The organism is Delftia sp. 11MD, assembly GCF_050907895.1.
Taxonomy (GTDB): Bacteria; Pseudomonadota; Gammaproteobacteria; order Burkholderiales; family Burkholderiaceae_C; genus Comamonas; species Comamonas tsuruhatensis.
The window spans coordinates 782,192-799,969 of record NZ_CP194333.1 but is presented as its reverse complement, the minus strand read 5'-3'; the positions used below and the strand labels follow the sequence as shown (position 1 = coordinate 799,969).

Here is a 17,778-nt window from a genome sequence, read left to right as displayed (position 1 = left end):
GTGTTCAGGGATAGACCTGTCCTGACAGCATCTGCAGTTGCTCGACCACAGGGCCCAGGGCCAGCGAAGGCAGGAAGGTCAGTCCACCGACCACCACCACCACGAAGACCAGCAAGCCCATGAACAGCGGCGTGGCCGTCGGGAAGGTGCCCGGCCCCGCAGGCACGGTGGGCTTGGCCGCCAGGCTGCCGGCCAGGGCCAGCATGGGCAGCAGTGTCAGATAGCGGCCAGCCAGCATGGCCAGGCCGATGGTGGTGTTGAAGAACGGCGTGTTCGCATTCAGGCCCGCAAAGGCCGAACCGTTGTTGGCCGTGCCCGAGGCATAGGCATAGAGCACCTCCGAGAAGCCGTGCGGCCCCCGGTTGGTCAGACTGGCCATGGTGTCGGGCCAGACCGCAGCCAACGCCGTGAAGCCCAGGATGGAGATCGGGTGCGCCATCACGGCCAGCATCACCAGCTTGATCTCTCGCGCCTCGATCTTCTTGCCCAGGAACTCGGGCGTGCGGCCGATCATCATGCCGGCCAGGAAGACCGTGAGGATGGCGTACTGCAGCAGGTTGATCAGGCCCACGCCGTCGCCGCCGAACACACAGTTGAGCATCATCTGCGCCAGCGGCACCAGCCCGCCCAGGGGCGTCAGCGAGTCATGCATGGCATTGACCGAGCCCGTGGTCGCGGCCGTGGTCGTGGTCACGAACAGCGCCGTATCGGCGATGCCGAAGCGCAGCTCCTTGCCCTCCATGTTGCCGCCCGGCTGGGTGGCGCTGATCTGCTGGTCGGCACCTGCGGCCGTGAGCAGCGGATTGCCGGCCTGCTCGGCCGTGAACACCAGCGCCAGAAAGCCAACGAACATCACCAGGCAGGCGCCGAACAGCACCCAGCCCTGGCGACGGCGCAGCAGCATGGAGCCGAGCGCATAGGTCAGCGCCGACGGGATCAGCAGCATGCCCAGGATGTGGAATGCGTTGGTCAGCGGCGTGGGGTTCTCGAACGGATGGGCCGCATTCATGCCGAAGAAGCCGCCACCGTTGGTGCCGATGTGCTTGATGCTCTCCAGGCTGGCCACGGGGCCGAGAAGAATCTGCTGGCGAGCGCCTTCCAGCGTCGTCGCCCAGACCTGGCCATCCAGCGTCTGAGGCACACCCTGCCACACATAGACCAGGGCCACCACAAAGCTCAGCGGCAGCATCACGCGCCAGAGCATGCGCACATAGTCCACCCAGTAGTTGCCCAGGTCCGAGGCACTGGAGCGCGCCAGGCCGCGGATGACACCCGCCGCGGCGACCACGCCCGTGGTCGCGCCAGCGAACATCATGAAGGTGATGGCCACCATCTGCGTGGCGTTGGACAGGCTGCTCTCGCCCGAATACGCCTGCCAGTTGGTATTGGTCACAAAGGACACGGCCGTGTTGAAGGCCAGGTCCGGTGTCTGCGCCGCATTGCTCAGCGCATTGAGCGGCATCCAGCCCTGCAGGCGCAGCAGCGCATAGCCCAGCAGCAGCATGGCGCCGTTGGACAGCAGCAGCGCCAGCCCGTAGCGCTGCCAGCCCATGCGCTCGGCCGGGTTCACGCCCAGGGCGCGAAAGCTCAGCCGCTCGATCCAGGCATGGTGCTCACTCGTGAAGCAGCGTGCCAGCCACTGCCCCATGGGCACGGCCAGCGCCGTCATCAGCAGCAGCACCAGTGCATATTCCATCCAGGTCAACCACATGGAGGTCTCCTTTCAGGCAGTCAAATCCGGCCCAGCGCCGCCACGAAGGCCAGCAGGCCCCCGAAGCAGCCCAGGCTCAGGGCGATAAAGATCAGGTCTTGCATCTGCGCCACCTCAGAACTGTTCGGGCCGCAGCAATGCGTATCCGAGGTAGACAAACACAGCCAGGGCGCCCAGGGCGCCCAGCCATCCGGTGATTTCGGTCAGGGTCATAGGGATTTCTCCCGCATCGGCGCCGCATGGCGGCACCTGTTGTTGCGATGGGGAAAACTCTAGGGCCGGGGCTGTCAAAAGCGGATTGAGATTGCGACGTGCCGTATCAAGACGGCATCAAGAAACCAGGGACACGACTTACATCCCTGTTCGCCGATATTCCCGGTGCGAAAGTAGAATGGCGGCCATTTGCGGCCTCGCTTGGCTCCATGCCCCAATGGCCGCCCGCGACAGACATTACGTCTCCCTTTCCTGGCAGGCACCGCCCTGCCTCTGCGCTTTCAATACTGTGTCATACGCCTCTGAAACCCGGCGCCGCCGGACTTTTGCCATCATTTCCCACCCTGACGCGGGCAAGACCACGCTGACAGAGAAGCTGCTGCTGTTCTCGGGCGCGATCCAGATCGCGGGCGCCGTCAAGGGCCGCAAGGCCAGCCGCCATGCCACCTCCGACTGGATGGAAATCGAAAAGCAGCGCGGCATCTCGGTGGCCAGCTCGGTCATGCAGATGAGCTACCGCGACCATGTGGTCAATCTGCTCGACACCCCTGGACACAAGGACTTCTCGGAAGACACCTACCGCGTGCTCACGGCCGTGGACTCGGCGCTGATGGTCATCGACGCCGCCAACGGCGTGGAATCGCAGACCCGCCGCCTGATCGAGGTCTGCCGCCAGCGCGACACGCCCATCATCACCTTCGTCAACAAGATGGACCGCGAAGTGCGCGATCCGCTGGACATTCTTGACGAAGTGGAGCGCGAGCTGGGCATGCCCTGCTGCCCCGTCACCTGGCCCGTGGGCCAGGGCAAGCAGTTCGGCGGCATCATCAACCTGCTCACCCAGACCATGACGGTGTTCCAGCCCGGCAGCGAACGCCGCCCCCAGGACTTCGAGGCCATTCCCCTGGCCGAGGCCGACAAGCTGCGTGCGCGCTTCGGGCAGGCCTTTGACGACGCGCTCGACAGCATGGAACTGGCCCAGGGCGCCTCGGCCCCCTGGGACCATGAGGCCTTCCTGGCCGGCAAGCTCACACCGGTCTTCTTCGGCTCGGGCGTGAACAACTTCGGTGTCATGGAAGTGCTGGATGCCGTGGTCGACATGTCGCCCCCGCCCGGCCCCCGCAAAAGCTCGCTGCTGGTCAACAAGCAGCCTGTGGAAAAGATCATCCACCCCGAGGACGAAGGCTTCTCCGGCGTGGTCTTCAAGGTCCAGGCCAACATGGATGCCAACCACCGTGACCGCATCGCCTTCGTGCGCGTGGCCTCGGGCAAGTACACGCCCGGCATGAAGATGAAGGTGCAGCGCACCGCCAAGGAACTGCGCCCCACCTCGGTCGTGACCTTCATGAGCCAGCGCCGCGAAGCCGTCGAAGAAGCCTATGCGGGCGACATCATCGGCTTCACCACGCATGGTGGCGTGCAGTTGGGCGACACCATCACCGACGGCGCGAGCCTGCAATTCACGGGCCTGCCCTTCTTCGCCCCTGAAATGTTCATGACCGTGGTGCTCAAGAACCCGCTGCGCACCAAACAGCTGCAGCAGGGCCTGATGCAGCTGGGCGAGGAAGGCGCCATCCAGGTCTTCAAGCCCGAAGCCGGCGGCAACATGCTGCTGGGCGCCGTGGGCCAGCTGCAGTTCGAAGTGGTGCAGCACCGCCTGAACACCGAATACGACTGCGACATCCGTCTGGAAGGCTGCCAGTACACGGCCGCCCGCTGGATCACGGCCGACACGCCGGGCGAACTGCGCGAATTCGAGAACGCCTACCCGCTGCGCATGGCGCGCGATGCGGCCGACACGCTGGCCTATCTGTGCACGTCACCCTATGACGTGCGATTGGCGCAGGAGCGGTTTCCGAAGATCCATTTCCATCCGCTGCGCGAGCATGCGGGGTTGGCTTTGCAGGCCGCCAATTGATCCCGCCCAACGCTGTTACCTAAAGCAACACAGGCGACCACCTACTTGCAAATGAGCCAAAAAATAACCCTTTTACCTGAAATAAGGACATATTCTCTGACATGGAGATTGAAGTCTTGACGAGAAGCAGAAAATAATTCCGCCGCAGGCGCACAAGTTATGGCTTGATGCGCCTGCTGTGTTTTCAGAAAAGAAATATCCGTGGATAAAAACAGCCATCCATCCAACAACTTCGATTTTCTTCGAATCTTTGCCGCAAGCTTGGTGCTATACAGCCACCACTACGCGCTTTCGGGACTTCCAACCTCCGGCTTACTTGGCATGTATACATGGGGAGGGGTTGCGGTATTAATATTCTTTTCTATCAGTGGCTATCTTGTTGCTCAAAGCTGGTTCGCCGACCCGCATATTGGACGATTCTTCTTGCGGCGCATTCTGCGCATCTGGCCAGCACTGACATTCATTGTTATTTTCTGCACATTCATTCTTGGCCCCTCCGTCACGACACTGAGCATGCAGGATTACTTTGGCCATCCGGAGACCCTTGGATACCTGAAGCTTCTATATATGGAGACGCGATTCACCCTGCCGGGCGTCTTCCAAAACAATCCAGCACTCCCTACCGTCAATGGCTCCTTATGGACCATACCATACGAGGTTATCTGCTATATTCTACTGGGAAGCCTGGGATTCATTGGCTTATTGAATAGCAAGAAGAGCCTGCTGGCCATCGCCGCAGCTTATCTTATTTGGTATGCCTTCAAGCGTCTCCCTACCTCTGCAGCAGATATCCACGCCAAACAGGAATTCATAGCCTTCTTTCTCTCCGGATCCGCTCTGTATGCACTGCAAGACATATGGTCAAAACACAAGAAAAAAATCCTGCTTGCACTTTGCACAGCTGCAATTATTCTTATTTATCTGAAGCTCAAATTTCTCGCCGTATTGCTGATACTGCCTTACATGGCAATTTTTCTGGGAACCTCTTCCACGCCTTTCCTTCGTAATTTCGGGCGCTGGGGAGATCCTTCATACGGCATATATCTTTTTGCATTTCCCGTGCAGCAGACGATACTGAGCTTCGCATCTCACAGTCTGAACTTCTACACCAGCCTTCTTATATCCTTCGTCATCACGATTGCATTCGCATATCTATCGTGGCATGCCATCGAGAAACAGGCACTCAAATTCAAGCCCAGCCGGTCGAACGGAGAATTCTTTAGCTTTAAAAAACCATACAGCAGGTATAGATTTTTCTTCTGTCTGTGGGCGGGTATTGCGCTTATCTATCTGCTGTGGCTCGTATCCTTTTGGCCCGGAGTCATAGGCCCGGACAGCTACGCTGTCATGCTTGAATCCGAGACTCAAAGAGAATTTCAATCCGGAAAGCCTATTTTCTGGTTCCTCTTTGTTGATTTCTTCTACTCTCCGTGGCGGCTTGTCGAAATCCCTATCGCAGTACAAATGCTGACAAGCTCGATCATCTTCACCAGAGCCCTGACATGGATGGCAGAGCAAAATTTGAGAAAATCATTCAAATTTTCTCTGATATTCATCGTGCTTGCCCCTTGCCTGGTATTTTATAATGGCAGCCTATATTCCGATGGAATCTACGCCTCGACACTTGCATGCATGCTGCTCGAGATATGGATATGCTCGAAGAAGCGTAGCATTGGCAACATATCAGTTTTCATATTTTTTGTCACCATACCTTTTGCAATATTCTCCAGGCCCAACGGGATTGCCAACTTCATCCCACTGATCTATTTGCTTTATCTTCTACAGGGCAGCCACAGGCGCAAGCTTGCCATCATCATCATTGGCTGGTCTGCACTAGCCGTTGCCGGAAATATCGTTCACAGAAACAAACACTCCATAGGCACGGTTTTCCCGCTAGCAGTTTATGAAACCGTTGGCTTTCTCGAGAACCGCCCCATGGGCCTGTGGGAAATGGACAAACCCCGCATCACGCCAAGATCCCAGCAGGCACTGGAATCCACAGGAAAGAGCATCCAAGAGGTTCAGCAGTTCTACGACCACTATTATTGGGATCCTTTGATATTTCGCCCCGATGGACCGACCTTGCTTTCAATGTCTTCATCCAACAAAAAAATCATCATCAAGGATTTTTTCAAATACAACTTGTGGCACAACTTCCCTGCATTCGCGGCCAGCAGAGTCAATATCTTTCTTTACGCGGCGTTCGCAAGCGGTGGTATTCCCGGCTCCCTGGGTAGCACCCAGTATTTCTTACCACAAACGAAATCCAGATCCATACCGGAAGAATACAATCTACCCACAGATTCCTTTTTTCAGAAGTGGCTTGATTTTTCGATGGATTATTCAAAAATATTCTGGACTCCTTGGCTGGGGATTCTCCTCATCATCTCCACCTTCAGAAAATCAATAATAGCCAAGCACAAAACAGCCATTGTCATATCAGGCACTATGCTGCTGCAACTGATTGCGGTGTTTATATTCTCCATTGCTGGAGAGTATCGATATCTACTTGCATTCTTCACAGCCCCACTGGCGCTCCTGCCCATCCACGCATCACTTGACAAGCAAAAGAGTTCCACATGACACTTATCACAAGCGCTGTCGCATTGATTTGCGTCATAGGCATATCCATCGGACAGCTACTTTTCAAAAAGGCAGCAACCACTATTCCGCCATCCCCCTCTTTTTTCGACATCGCCTTCAACACTTGGCTGGTCAGCGCCTTTATTCTTTACGGGTTGACGACCCTTGTATGGATTTGGGTTCTAAGGAATGCGCCCCTCTATCTTGCCTATCCATTCATGGGTTTGGCGTTCATTCTAGTCCCCACGCTTGCCTGGCTATTTCTCAATGAACCACTACATGCAAAGACCATACTGGGAGGCGCCATAATTGCCATAGGCATTTCTATTACAGCAAAAACCAACTAATCAATGGGATTTGATATGAAAATAGCAGTTGCCATACCTTGCTACAAAGTCAAGCAGCATGTTCTTGGTGTCATAAAGGAAATACCGGATTTTGTGGCAAAGATCTACGCCGTGGATGACTTTTGCCCGGACGGAAGCGGCCAATGGATCACTCAAAACTGCAAAGATCCAAGGGTCAGCGTCATTCTCCACGCAGAGAATCAGGGAGTTGGCGGCGCAGTCAGCACTGCATACAAACAGGCCATCCAAGATGGAATAGATATTGTTGTAAAAATAGACGGTGATGGCCAAATGGATCCACATCTTTTGCCGCTGTTTGTTCGCCCAATCATCAAAGGCCTAGCTGATTACACCAAAGGAAATCGCTTCTTCCGCCCAGAATCAAGCTACGGCATGCCAAAGGCACGACTATTCGGCAATGCGGCACTTTCCTTCATTACAAAAGTCAGTTGCGGCTACTGGCACATCATGGATCCATCAAATGGATACACAGCCATACATGTCAGCGTACTAAAAGAGCTACCCATAGATAAATTCGAAAAAAGATACTTTTTCGAGACAGACATGCTTTTCAGACTCAACACCATTCGTGCCGTGGTAAAAGACATTCCCATGGACGCTGTATACGCAGACGAAGAGTCCAATCTCAATATAAGAAAAATTCTCCCCGAGTTCTCCAAGAAACATCTCATCAGGCTTGGCAAACGCTATTTTTATAAATACTTGCTGAGAGACTTCAATCTTGGCTCCTTGTACAGCATATTCGGCCTAATTCTTTTTCTTTTCGGCGTGTTTTTTGGGATGACTCAGTGGATCAGCAGTAGCATGCAACACAAAGTTGCCAGCAGCGGCACCGTCATGCTCGCGGCTCTGCCCACTTTGGTGGGGATACAGTTCATCATTGCCTTTTTACAATATGATATAAGCAGCACTCCTAAAGAGCCGCTGAGCACCACTCTTGCGGAGAGCATGGATCTGTCCTCCACCGACATGGGTTGAGCCCTGTTATCAAGTTGTAGAAAAATAATGCTAAAGAACGTGCAAACCCTGCGGTTTTTCGCCGCGCTCTGGGTGGTGCTCCATCACATGACCCCGCCGGTCACGCCATTCAATCTGTCCCTGGTTCCAGAAGCCATCTCCAGCTTAGGTTTCGCCGGAGTCGATCTTTTTTTCGTGATCAGCGGTCTCATCATGGCCGAGACAACACGCATGTTGCAGCCAGGATGGAGGCCGGCCACGCGCTTTCTTGTACAGCGCTTTGGACGTATCTACATCGGCTGGTGGCCGTTTTTTGTCGTCTATCTGGTGGCGGCCGTGCTTCTAGGAGTACTGCGGCCACAAGTCAGCCTGCTGGGTTCATTCTTCCTTTGGCCCCAGGATCTGATGCTCTATCTGCTGCCAATCACCTGGACACTGAGCTTCGAACTCTATTTTTACGTGATAGTGGCAGCCATCGTGTTTTGGCAGCGTCGCCATGCAACGCTAATCCTTTCCGTACTGGGCCTGCTTGTCATATGTCTGAACATCTGGTTCTACAAGAACGGCATGTATCTTCCTGAAAATGAAGCGAAGGCCAAGCAAAATCTGCTGATCCCCTTCTACCTGTCACCACTTGTCGTCGAGTTTATTGCCGGCTTTCTTTTGGCAGAGTGGATCCATCGCCGCCCTCGGCAGCTCCTGTTGCCTTGGCTCCTGGGTGCTCTGGCCCTGCTCTACACGGCCTATGATTACCAGATCAATGGGAACCTCAACCATAGTGGCATGGCAGGCTTCTTCCATGCATGTGAGCGGGCTGTTCTTCTGGGTGGATTCTCCTTGTGCCTGGTAGCGTGCGGCATGGAACTGGAACGCAGGAAGATCACTCCCGGAAAATTGCTGCAGTCTTTGGGCGACGCGTCCTACAGCATCTACCTCAGCCACATCATGGTGTTGGCTGCCATGGGTATTCTGTATTTCAAATTGCAGGCAAGCTTGCACATGCCATCGAATGCATGGGCTTTAGCCACCCTGCTTGTGACCTTGGTCTTTTCATGGCTGAGCTATCGATGGATGGAGCTCCCCTTGCACAATATATTCAAGCGACAAATTGCAATCCGGCTTGCCTTTTTGTCCAATCGCACCGCATAAATGATGGCCAACCTCCTGAGATTTGAGTCTCAGGGAGCACTTCGCCGGTCTGAGCACTTGGCAAACCGGACCAGTACAAATCAAGTAAACCAGATTCTGCCGTGATCAACGCCTTTTTCCGATTTCTTGGTGCCATCGCCACGCTGTTGGCAGCAACTCCGGTACTCGCCAACAACGTGCAGCCTGAACCCACCCAGAGGCGCCCGCCCCTGATTGTGGCTCCTTCGGTGGAGGGGTGGTACATCTGCAATGAAGCGGCGGCCAATACAGAAATCAAGACACTGGAAGCACTTTTCACCTTCTGCAGACAGCACGGTTTCGATGGAACTGCGGCCATTGCCGGACTGCTGGACAAGCTTGAGCCAGACGGCCCTCGGGGATCAGTACAGGTCGGCTATACCCTTGCCCTTCCGCTTCTGACGTTGTATCGACACACAGGCCGTGGTTGGGAGATTGATGGCACCCGCGTGGAAAGTTTCCTGAATGTCATCCGCAAGGTGGAGCGCCCAGCCGTGGTCTATCTCATGGCTGACCATTTCGACTCCACTGGTGACATCGTCGACGAGCTTGCCAAGAACCCTCGCAACCTGATGCAATTGCGCGACGGCAAGCCGCTGGAACTCGGATATTTCGGCTACCGGGTCATGCCATATACGCTGTCGGTCGATCCTGCCATTCCTGTCAACCAATACCGCTTCAAGGCTCTGCAGTACGTTGTAAAGAAAATCCTGGAACTGCCCGAGGCGGTGCAAAAGCGCATCGTCGCCTATACGCTGCCGGGCGAACTGCACCACATGTTCCCTGACTTCGAGAACGGCATGGGCGCCTACCAATCCATCCAGGTCACAGACTACAGTCCGGATTCCGTTGCAGGCTTTCGGCGCTGGCTGCAGTCCAAGTACAAGGATGTGGGGCAGTTGAAAAAGCAGACCGGACTGGACTACCCATCGTTTGATGCCGTTCCTGCACCTTCCAAGGACATCCGCAAGGAGCGCCTGATCTCCTTTGGCGAGCACTATGACGCCTTCGCAGGTGGCACGCTGCCGATTGCAGGCTGGCTGTGGGACCCTGAGCAGGCCGTGAAAAAGCTGGATCTGTACGTGGATGGCAAATTCGTCGCACCTGTTGCCCGCGGGCTGGGCAGGCTGGATGTCTACCGTGCCGTGGATGCAATCACCGATCCCAACACTGGCTTTCGGCATGACTTGGACTACCGAGACCTGCCACCAGGAAAGCACATCGCACAGGTCGTTGCCGCAACCCATGAACGACGGTACCTGCTGGCCAATGTGGAGTTCATGGTCGTTCCGCGCGACCAGAGCAAGGTATCGGCACAGCCACCCAAGCGACTGGGATGGATGCAGCGGATATCAACGCTGCGCGGAGTGCGCACCTGGCTGGACATGCCGGCCGGACCGCAAGACCTCTACTACAACCCGTTGGCGCAGGACTGGAACACCTACCGCGAATCGCAGGTGTACGGTCTTCTGAAAGCCTTCCATCAAAAGGCCATAGATGCAGGGCTGCCGGCCGAAAAAATCTACTCGCATCAGATCGTGGCGAATGTGAACTCGTCCTGGAACCCGCAATTGCTTGCTTCCGACAAGACGATCGGTGGCGATACGCCCTGGCGAACCGGCGTGAACATGTATGGCGGCACCACCAACAGCGAGTGGATGCGCAACTACATGAGGCAGCGTGGCATCACCAGTTATGGCGTCCCAGAGTTCAACCCGCAGCAGTGGAAGCGCGAGGGAGTGCACCTTAACGCCATGCAGTCGCACTATGACAACGGCGCAACCTTCATCAGTCCCTACTACTTCTCGCTGATTCCCGCCCGCCTGGGCGCAGCCGAACACGGGGTTAACCGCATGGAGCTGTCCCCCGACAACCCCAAGGACGGCTCCGACAAGTTCTACAAGGCCATCGTCGAATTCGCCAAGCAGTAGGATGGAGCCCTTGCGCGCACGGTCCGTGCGCGCAAACGCTGCCCTTTTACAAGCCGCCCCGGGCGGCTTTTTGCATTTTGACGACCGTGCCTACAACCCTCCAGCCGCTGTCCCTCTGGACACCTCCCGCATCGCCGCTCGGCATCCTCACCGACATCGACGACACCCTGACCACCGAGGGCGTGGTGCCGGACCATGTCGTCGATGCCATCGCCCGGCTCAAGCAGTCCGGCCTGCGCGTGGTGCCGATCACGGGCAGGCCCGTGGGCTGGAGCGAGCCGTTTGCCCAGGCCTGGCCTGTGGATGCCATCGTGGCCGAGAACGGCGCCGTGGCACTGCGGCGCAATGCGCAGGGCGGGCTGGACAAGCTCTACCAGCAGGACGAGGCCACGCGCACCGCCAACTACGCGCGCATGCAGCAGGTGCTGGCCGAGATCGAGGCCACCGTGCCCGGCGCGCTGCGCGCCACCGACTCGGCGGGCCGCGAATGCGACATTGCCGTGGACCACAGCGAATTCGCGCAGATGCCCCAGCAGGACATTGACCGGTGCGTGGCCATCATGAAGGCGGCGGGCATGAACGCCACCGTCAGCTCCATCCACATCAACGGCTGGTTTGGCGCGCACAACAAGCTCGAAGGCGCGCGATGGATCCTGCGCACCCTGTTCGACATCGACCTAGACGCCACGCTGGACCGCTGGATCTACATCGGCGACTCCACCAACGACCAGCTGATGTTCGAGCACATGCCCCACAGCCTGGGCGTGGCCAACATCGCGCGCTTCGTGCCCCAGCTCAAGCACCTGCCTCGCCATGTCACGCAGGCCGAGCGCGGCGACGGCTTTGCCGAAATGGCGCAGTATTTGCTGTCCCAGCGCCCCTGATCCACAGGGCCGAGGGCCGGTGCTGCCCTTGCAGGCCTTCGCCCTCGACCACCCCTCCTGATCTGCGGGACCCGCGCCCCCTCCGCAGACACCATCACCCTCAGCACAGGCAACCGCCCGGCGCAGGCGGGCTGCGCACCCTCTTTCCCCCATTCGACAGAGCAAATCTAGGACTATTCCTAGATTCAGGCTCAAATAATCAGAATGCGCCCTATTTCATATAACGGCGGCGCACACCTAGAATCCATCACATACCCAAAGAACAGGTTTTTTCACCTCTTTCTTTGACATATTCTCTCCTGAACCCCGTCCGCGCCATTGGGCACTGGTGTCTTTGAGCAATTCAATTTCAAACATGCCAGAGAAACAAACCTCGCCCATCCCTCGCCAACGCTCCCTCATCCGAACAATTTCTCCATGTCAGCGCCACCACCTATTCCAGCATGATCGCAACCCCTGCAAATCATTGACCATGCTGACAGTTACCAACCATTGGATTGATGAGGTGAACATGGAACACTGATGATTTATTAACCACTCAACCATTCACACACTCTCCTATTCCATCAGCGCATTCATCGCTGCTGGAATTTCATTTATCTCTTCAACTCGAGGGAATACCCATGAAAAAGATCGCATTGCTGACATCGGTTGCCGGCCTGGTCATGATGGCCATGAACACCGCTCAAGCAGCAGACGGCACCATCAACTTCACGGGCGAGGTGGTCACCACCACCTGCAAGGTGGACACCACGGTCGCCGGCGCCGCCAAGGACGGCGTGAAGCTGCCCAACGTGGCGAACAACCAGCTGGCCACCGTGGGTGCCACTGTCGGCCGCCAGGCGTTCTCGCTGGAACTCAGCGGCTGTGAGCTGGCCACCGCCACCTCCACAGCGCCCGTCTCCAAGGTCGCCGTGTTCTTCGAAGCCGGCCCCAACGTGGACCTGGTCACCGGCATGCTCAAGCCCGCAGCGGCCAGCGGTACTGGTGCGCCCGCCGTGGCCTCCGGTGTCCAGATCGCCATCGTGGATCCCAGCAACAACGAGCGCCTGAAGATCGGTTCCGCCCAATCGCGCTTTGTGGACATCGACAACAAGGTCGGTGGCAATGGCCGAGCCATCATGCGTTTCGCCTCCGAATACGTGGCCACAGGCCCCGTGACCGCAGGCCGTACCGACACCTCGGTGACCTACTCGCTGGTCTATCAGTAATCACTGACTTTCAGGCATATCGGCCGCCTTGCGGTGGTCGATATGCCGTGTCTTCTGCTTTCACGACATGGGCCCGACCCCATTCTTTCGCTCAAAACCCAGAGAGTTCTCCGATGCTGACGATCAAACGTTCATATGGGCTTGCTGCCATCCTGTTGTCCCTTCTTCTTGGAACGGCGGCACAGGCCAGCGTGACATTGACGGGCACGCGCATCATCTTCCCCAGTGGCGAGAAGGAAGCCACCATCCAGCTCACCAACGAAGGCAGCAAACCTGCCCTGGTGCAGACCTGGCTGGACAAGGGCAACAACCAGGAATCGCCTGAGAACATCGACGTTCCCTTCGTCATCACGCCCACCATCATGCGCATCGAGGCGGGCAAGAGCCAGACGTTGCGCATCATCTATTCGGGCGAAGCACTGCCTGCCGACAAGGAATCCCTGTTCTGGCTCAACGTGCTGGACGTCCCGCCCAAGGCGGAAATGGAAGGCGACTCCAACAATCTCCAGTTCGCCTTTCGCACCCGTGTCAAGCTCATGTACCGACCCAGCAACCTGCCCGGCAATGCCCAGGAAGCTCCTGCCCAGCTTCAATGGTCGGTAGACGTTGACGCCAAAAACCAGCCTGTGTTGAAAGCACGCAATCCCAGCGCCTTTGTGGTCAATGTGGCTGGCGTTGAAGTGCAACTCGGCGGCAAATCCTTCGAGGCAGGCGTCGGGCCCGTTCTTCCCGGCCAGGTGGCCACCTTCCCAATCAAGGAACCTGCGGGTGCCAACATGGCTGGCGCGGCAGGTGCCACGGTGATGTTCAGCAGCATCAATGATTGGGGCGCCAGTCTCAACCACGAAGCCAGAATCGGAAATTCCGCCCAATAAACAGGGCAATGCGAGCAAAGCCACGCGAATCCCCCGTCCTTTCCGGCCTGATTATCTAATGCCACTGCATTTTCAGCCCGGCCAGCACACCGATACCCAGCGTTAATACCCGGCGAAACGGCATCGGTCTCTTTACCGGGACTGGCACATCGGCCTTGGCCGTTCGCTTTGCATCGGGCGCACAGCATTAGGAGATAAGCAAATGATCAGGCCAGTCTTTCCAGATTCAGAAAAGGGAATCAAAAGCCGGCATACAAGGCAAGGAAAAGGAACAATGCCGGGGCCAGGCCAAGGCCCTGCCGGATATTTCCAACTGAAGCCCGGCCATGCGCTGCTGCTCTCCGTGCTGGTGTGCTGGCAGTCCGAGGCCCAGCAGGGGCAGCAGGTCAAGGAAGTCACGACCTCCACGTCCACCGGCCAGTGGCAGCCCACGCCGGCTGCCGTCGACTTCGACCCCAGCTTTCTGAACACCGGCAAGCAGACCATTGACGTCTCGCGCTACTCGCGCGCCAACGTGGTCACGCCCGGCAACTACAGCCCCGACATCTACATCAACGGCAACTGGGTTGGCCGCCGCGAAGTGCAGTTCAAGGCCCAGTCCGGCTCACAGGACGCGCTGCCCTGCCTGGACAAGGCCCTGCTGGAGAAGGTGGGCATCGACCTCTCACGCCTGCCGCCCGAGGCCGCCTTGAAGCTGGCGGCCGACGGTGGCTGCAACCGTCTGGACCAGATCGTTGCGGGCGCCTTAACCAGTTTCGACTTCGGCAAGCAGCGACTGGACCTGAGCGTGCCCCAGGCCTCGCTACGCCGTTCGGTGCGCGGCTACGTCAGTCCCGACCAATGGAGCGCCGGCGTGCCTGTCGGCCTGCTCGGCTACCAGTTCAACACCTACCACGGGCGCTCCAGCAACGCAGAAAACACCACGCAGAGCTACCTGGGCCTGAACGGCGGCGTCAACATCGACCGCTGGCATTTCCGGCACAACGGCTCCTTCAGCTGGGCGGACACTGGACGGGGCAACTACCAGAACATCTCCACCTACGCACAGCGCGACATTGCCGACTGGTCTTCCCAGCTCATACTGGGCGACACCTACACGGGTGGCGACCTGATGGACTCCACCTCGTTTCGCGGCATACGCTTGAACAGTGATGACCGCATGCTGCCCGACTCCCAGCGCGGCTACGCGCCCGTGGTGCGCGGCGTGGCCAACACCAATGCCCGAGTCACCATCACGCAGAACGGCATCAAGCTCTACGAAACCACGGTGGCGCCCGGCGCCTTCGTCATCAACGACCTCTATCCCACGGGCTACGGTGGTGACCTGCAAGTCAGCATCACCGAGGCCAATGGCGCCGTGCGCAGCTTCTCCGTTCCCTACGCGGCCGTGCCGCTGTCGCTGCGTGAAGGGCAGAACCGATACAGCCTCACTGCGGGCGTGGTGCGCCACCTGCCCAACACCTCGCCCATGTTCTCCCAGGCCACGTGGCAGCACGGCTTCACCAATATGCTGACAGGCTACGGCGGCGTGTCCCTGGCCAAGGGCCATATCTCGCCCATGATTGGCGCAGCGCTCACCACGCCCTGGGGCGCCTTCGGTGCAGACATCACGCACGCCTCCACCAGCATCCCCCACGACGGTTCCTTTTCCGGGCAGAGCCTGCGGGCCAGCTACGCAAAATCCTTTGCCCAGACCGGCACCCATGTGGCCATTGCCGCCTATCGCTACTCCACCAACGGATTCTTCGGCCTCAACGACGCCATGCGCGCACGGGATCAGGCCAATCTGCTACGGCCCTCCACGGACCTGTACCGGCCGCGCAACCGCGCCTCCCTGGTCATGGGACAGCAGTTCGGGCCTGGGGGAGGCAACCTCAGCCTCACGGCGTCCACTGCCAAGTACTGGAACCGACAGGGCTCCAACGTCGACTACGCCATTGGCTACAGCAACTCGTTCCGCAACATCTCCTACAACCTCTCTGCGGCGCGCCAGCGTGATGCCTGGGGACAGTCCAACACGTTCCTGCACGTGGGCCTGTCGATTCCGCTCAGCATGGAGCGCGGCATGATGCTTTCCACCAATACCAACCGCGACTCGCGCGGCCGCGTGCAGGCCCAGGCCAACCTGTCCGGTCTGCTGGGCGACGACAACGCCATCTCCTACGGCCTCAGCGCCAACCACAACACCGGTGGCATGAATGGCAGCAGCACCAGTGCCAGCGCCAACGCCACCTACCGCGCATCGCAGACCGAACTCAGCGGCAGCGTCAGCGCCAGCAGCGGCTACCAGCAGTTCTCGGTAGGCGCGCGTGGCGCCATCGTGGCCCACCCGGGCGGCGTGACGCTGTCGCAATCGGTGTCTGACACCTTTGCCATCGTGGAGGCCAAGAACGCGGAGGGCGCGCGCATCAACAACGCGCCCGGAGTGAAGGTGGACAGCCGGGGCTATGCCGTCGTGCCCTACCTCACACCGTTCTCGATGAACGAGGTCTCCATTGATCCCAAGGGCCTTTCCACCGACGTTGAGCTCAAGGAAACCAGCCAGCACGTCGCGCCGCTGGCCGGTGCCGTGCCGCTGTTGGTCTTCAAGACGGCCTACGGCCGCTCGGCCGTGATCCGCGCGCGGCAGGCCGGCAACATGCCTGTGCCCTTTGGCGCCAGCGTGCTGGACATGGACGGCAAGGAGTTGGGCGTGATCGGCCAGGCCGGCAAGCTGCTGGCGCGCGGGCTATCAGACCAGGGCGAGCTGCAGGTGCAGTGGAAGACCGACACCGGCATGGTGGGCTGCAACCTCTCCTATACCCTGCCTGAAAGAAAGCGCAGCACCACCCACCAGCCGCCGCAAAGCCTGGAACTGCCCTGCGTGGCCAGCAACAAGCTGCTGCCTGCGGCCACCGACGTGGCATCTGCCAAGCCGGGCAAGACCGCGGCAACCTCAACCGCAACCACCAATGCCAAGACAGCCGTGGCAGGCGCCCCGGCCTCCAACGCTGCGTCGGCTGTGGCTCTGGCCGGCATCACCCAGGAACGCATGGCAGCAACGGCACCGGCCACGGCAGTCGCCAGCGCCCCGGCAGTCACTGCGGCGGCAGTGCTGCCCGCTCGTGCCACACAGCCGAGCGGCAGCCAGCAGGCACTGAAGCTGGAGCGCGACCTGGACGGCCTGCGCATGAGCGTCAAGATCAGCGCCTTGCCCACCACTGCACCAGTCATCGGCAACGCGGGCAGAACTCCCGTAGCGGCAGGGCACGACGCAGGCACCGGCAAGCACAAGCCGCCGCAGCAAACCCTGCGGGCTGACCGTCCGCTGGCCATCCTGCAGCCCAGCTTGAAGATCAGGGTCCTGGCATCGGCCGATCAGACATAAGCACCGGAAAAGCAGCCCAAATGGGCCCCTGCCAATGCAGGGCCACGTTGATTGCCTGCACCAGCAGGCTTCCATTTCCGACTCCCGCGCCGACTGCAGATACGTTGGTACGGGTAGCCATCGGCATGCAGCTATTTGTCGTCACTGCCCAAACGCTGTTCATCAAGACCCGCAAGATTGACTGCGGGCCTTGTGCCGCAGGGCGGCACAGCCGAGACCTTGCTCTTCTCGCAAAGACCATCGTCCGCTTGTCTGCCGGCATCAGCTGCATCGCAGATCCCCCACCCCATAGGCGACAGCCTTCCCACAAGGCTTTGCCCCGCCATTTCTGGACCCGCGCACGCACAGTTCGGATCACCAATTCGTAAGCAATTGAAGACAAGATAGGACTATTCCTAGGGAATCCCGATAAATTCGCTCAAAAAATCAGGGAATTCTTAGAGAGAAAATCGCGAAATTCAGAATTATCCAATTTCATTTCAGCGAGCATGTGTTGACAATAAGCCGATCAGATAAATTGCCAAGAATCAGAATCTGATTCTTCGAAATTTCGTCATCAACGAGAACAATCCACCGTCAATTCATATTCCCAA

At 58.3% G+C, this 17,778-nt stretch carries 12 protein-coding genes; 10 read left to right on the top strand and 2 right to left on the bottom strand.

Annotated elements, in window-relative coordinates:
* Positions 1-4: 4 nt before the first annotated feature.
* Both kdpA and ACRSCF_RS03600 read right to left on the bottom strand, forming a co-directional pair.
* Positions 5-1,711, bottom strand: coding sequence for a potassium-transporting ATPase subunit KdpA (kdpA, locus tag ACRSCF_RS03605; RefSeq protein WP_016448469.1), 1,707 nt, complete (start codon positions 1,709-1,711; stop codon positions 5-7).
* 114 nt (positions 1,712-1,825) lie between these two features.
* Entirely contained in the window at positions 1,826-1,924 is a 99-nt protein-coding gene (locus ACRSCF_RS03600; RefSeq protein WP_013800438.1) for a potassium-transporting ATPase subunit F, read from the bottom strand.
* A gap of 289 nt (positions 1,925-2,213) precedes the next feature.
* On the opposite strand from ACRSCF_RS03600, the gene ACRSCF_RS03595 reads away from it, so the two are divergent.
* The 10 genes from ACRSCF_RS03595 (at position 2,214) to ACRSCF_RS03550 (ending at position 17,185) form a co-directional block, all read left to right on the top strand.
* The gene (locus ACRSCF_RS03595; protein ID WP_244387771.1) at positions 2,214-3,842 is read left to right on the top strand and encodes a peptide chain release factor 3; all 1,629 of its coding nucleotides are present in this window, start codon (positions 2,214-2,216) and stop codon (positions 3,840-3,842) included.
* A gap of 201 nt (positions 3,843-4,043) precedes the next feature.
* Positions 4,044-6,425 (top strand): acyltransferase family protein, encoded by a 2,382-nt coding sequence (locus ACRSCF_RS03590; protein ID WP_244387770.1) that lies wholly within the window; start codon positions 4,044-4,046, stop codon positions 6,423-6,425.
* Positions 6,422-6,772 carry an undecaprenyl phosphate-alpha-L-ara4N flippase subunit ArnE gene (locus ACRSCF_RS03585; protein WP_034363250.1) on the top strand — a complete coding sequence of 117 codons (351 nt, stop codon included), beginning with the start codon at positions 6,422-6,424 and terminating at the stop codon, positions 6,770-6,772. The genes ACRSCF_RS03590 and ACRSCF_RS03585 overlap by 4 nt, the downstream gene beginning before the upstream one ends.
* Positions 6,773-6,787: 15 nt before the next feature.
* Complete coding sequence (locus tag ACRSCF_RS03580; RefSeq protein ID WP_082138094.1) at positions 6,788-7,771, top strand: glycosyltransferase; 984 nt, start codon at positions 6,788-6,790, stop codon at positions 7,769-7,771.
* Between the two features lie 27 nt (positions 7,772-7,798).
* Entirely contained in the window at positions 7,799-8,899 is a 1,101-nt protein-coding gene (locus ACRSCF_RS03575; RefSeq protein ID WP_052151610.1) for an acyltransferase family protein, read from the top strand.
* A gap of 101 nt (positions 8,900-9,000) precedes the next feature.
* Positions 9,001-10,848 carry a hypothetical protein gene (locus tag ACRSCF_RS03570; protein ID WP_244387769.1) on the top strand — a complete coding sequence of 616 codons (1,848 nt, stop codon included), beginning with the start codon at positions 9,001-9,003 and terminating at the stop codon, positions 10,846-10,848.
* An 86-nt stretch (positions 10,849-10,934) separates the two neighbouring features.
* Entirely contained in the window at positions 10,935-11,732 is a 798-nt protein-coding gene (locus tag ACRSCF_RS03565; protein WP_047218468.1) for an HAD-IIB family hydrolase, read from the top strand.
* A 623-nt stretch (positions 11,733-12,355) separates the two neighbouring features.
* Complete coding sequence (locus tag ACRSCF_RS03560) at positions 12,356-12,943, top strand: fimbrial protein (RefSeq protein WP_034363243.1); 588 nt, start codon at positions 12,356-12,358, stop codon at positions 12,941-12,943.
* Between the two features lie 113 nt (positions 12,944-13,056).
* Positions 13,057-13,818 carry a fimbrial biogenesis chaperone gene (locus ACRSCF_RS03555; RefSeq protein WP_034363242.1) on the top strand — a complete coding sequence of 254 codons (762 nt, stop codon included), beginning with the start codon at positions 13,057-13,059 and terminating at the stop codon, positions 13,816-13,818.
* A gap of 274 nt (positions 13,819-14,092) precedes the next feature.
* Positions 14,093-17,185: a fimbria/pilus outer membrane usher protein gene (locus tag ACRSCF_RS03550; RefSeq protein ID WP_244387768.1), complete on the top strand. Its 3,093-nt coding sequence runs from the start codon at positions 14,093-14,095 to the stop codon at positions 17,183-17,185.
* Positions 17,186-17,778: the final 593 nt, after the last annotated feature.

Coding starts and splice junctions, on each gene's coding strand:
- kdpA (WP_016448469.1), bottom strand. CDS start 1,711: ATGTGGTTGACCTGGATGGAATATGCACTGGTGCTGCTGCTGATGACG.
- ACRSCF_RS03600 (WP_013800438.1), bottom strand. CDS start 1,924: ATGACCCTGACCGAAATCACCGGATGGCTGGGCGCCCTGGGCGCCCTG.
- ACRSCF_RS03585 (WP_034363250.1), top strand. CDS start 6,422: ATGACACTTATCACAAGCGCTGTCGCATTGATTTGCGTCATAGGCATA.
- ACRSCF_RS03580 (WP_082138094.1), top strand. CDS start 6,788: ATGAAAATAGCAGTTGCCATACCTTGCTACAAAGTCAAGCAGCATGTT.
- ACRSCF_RS03575 (WP_052151610.1), top strand. CDS start 7,799: ATGCTAAAGAACGTGCAAACCCTGCGGTTTTTCGCCGCGCTCTGGGTG.
- ACRSCF_RS03560 (WP_034363243.1), top strand. CDS start 12,356: ATGAAAAAGATCGCATTGCTGACATCGGTTGCCGGCCTGGTCATGATG.
- ACRSCF_RS03555 (WP_034363242.1), top strand. CDS start 13,057: ATGCTGACGATCAAACGTTCATATGGGCTTGCTGCCATCCTGTTGTCC.
- ACRSCF_RS03550 (WP_244387768.1), top strand. CDS start 14,093: ATGCCGGGGCCAGGCCAAGGCCCTGCCGGATATTTCCAACTGAAGCCC.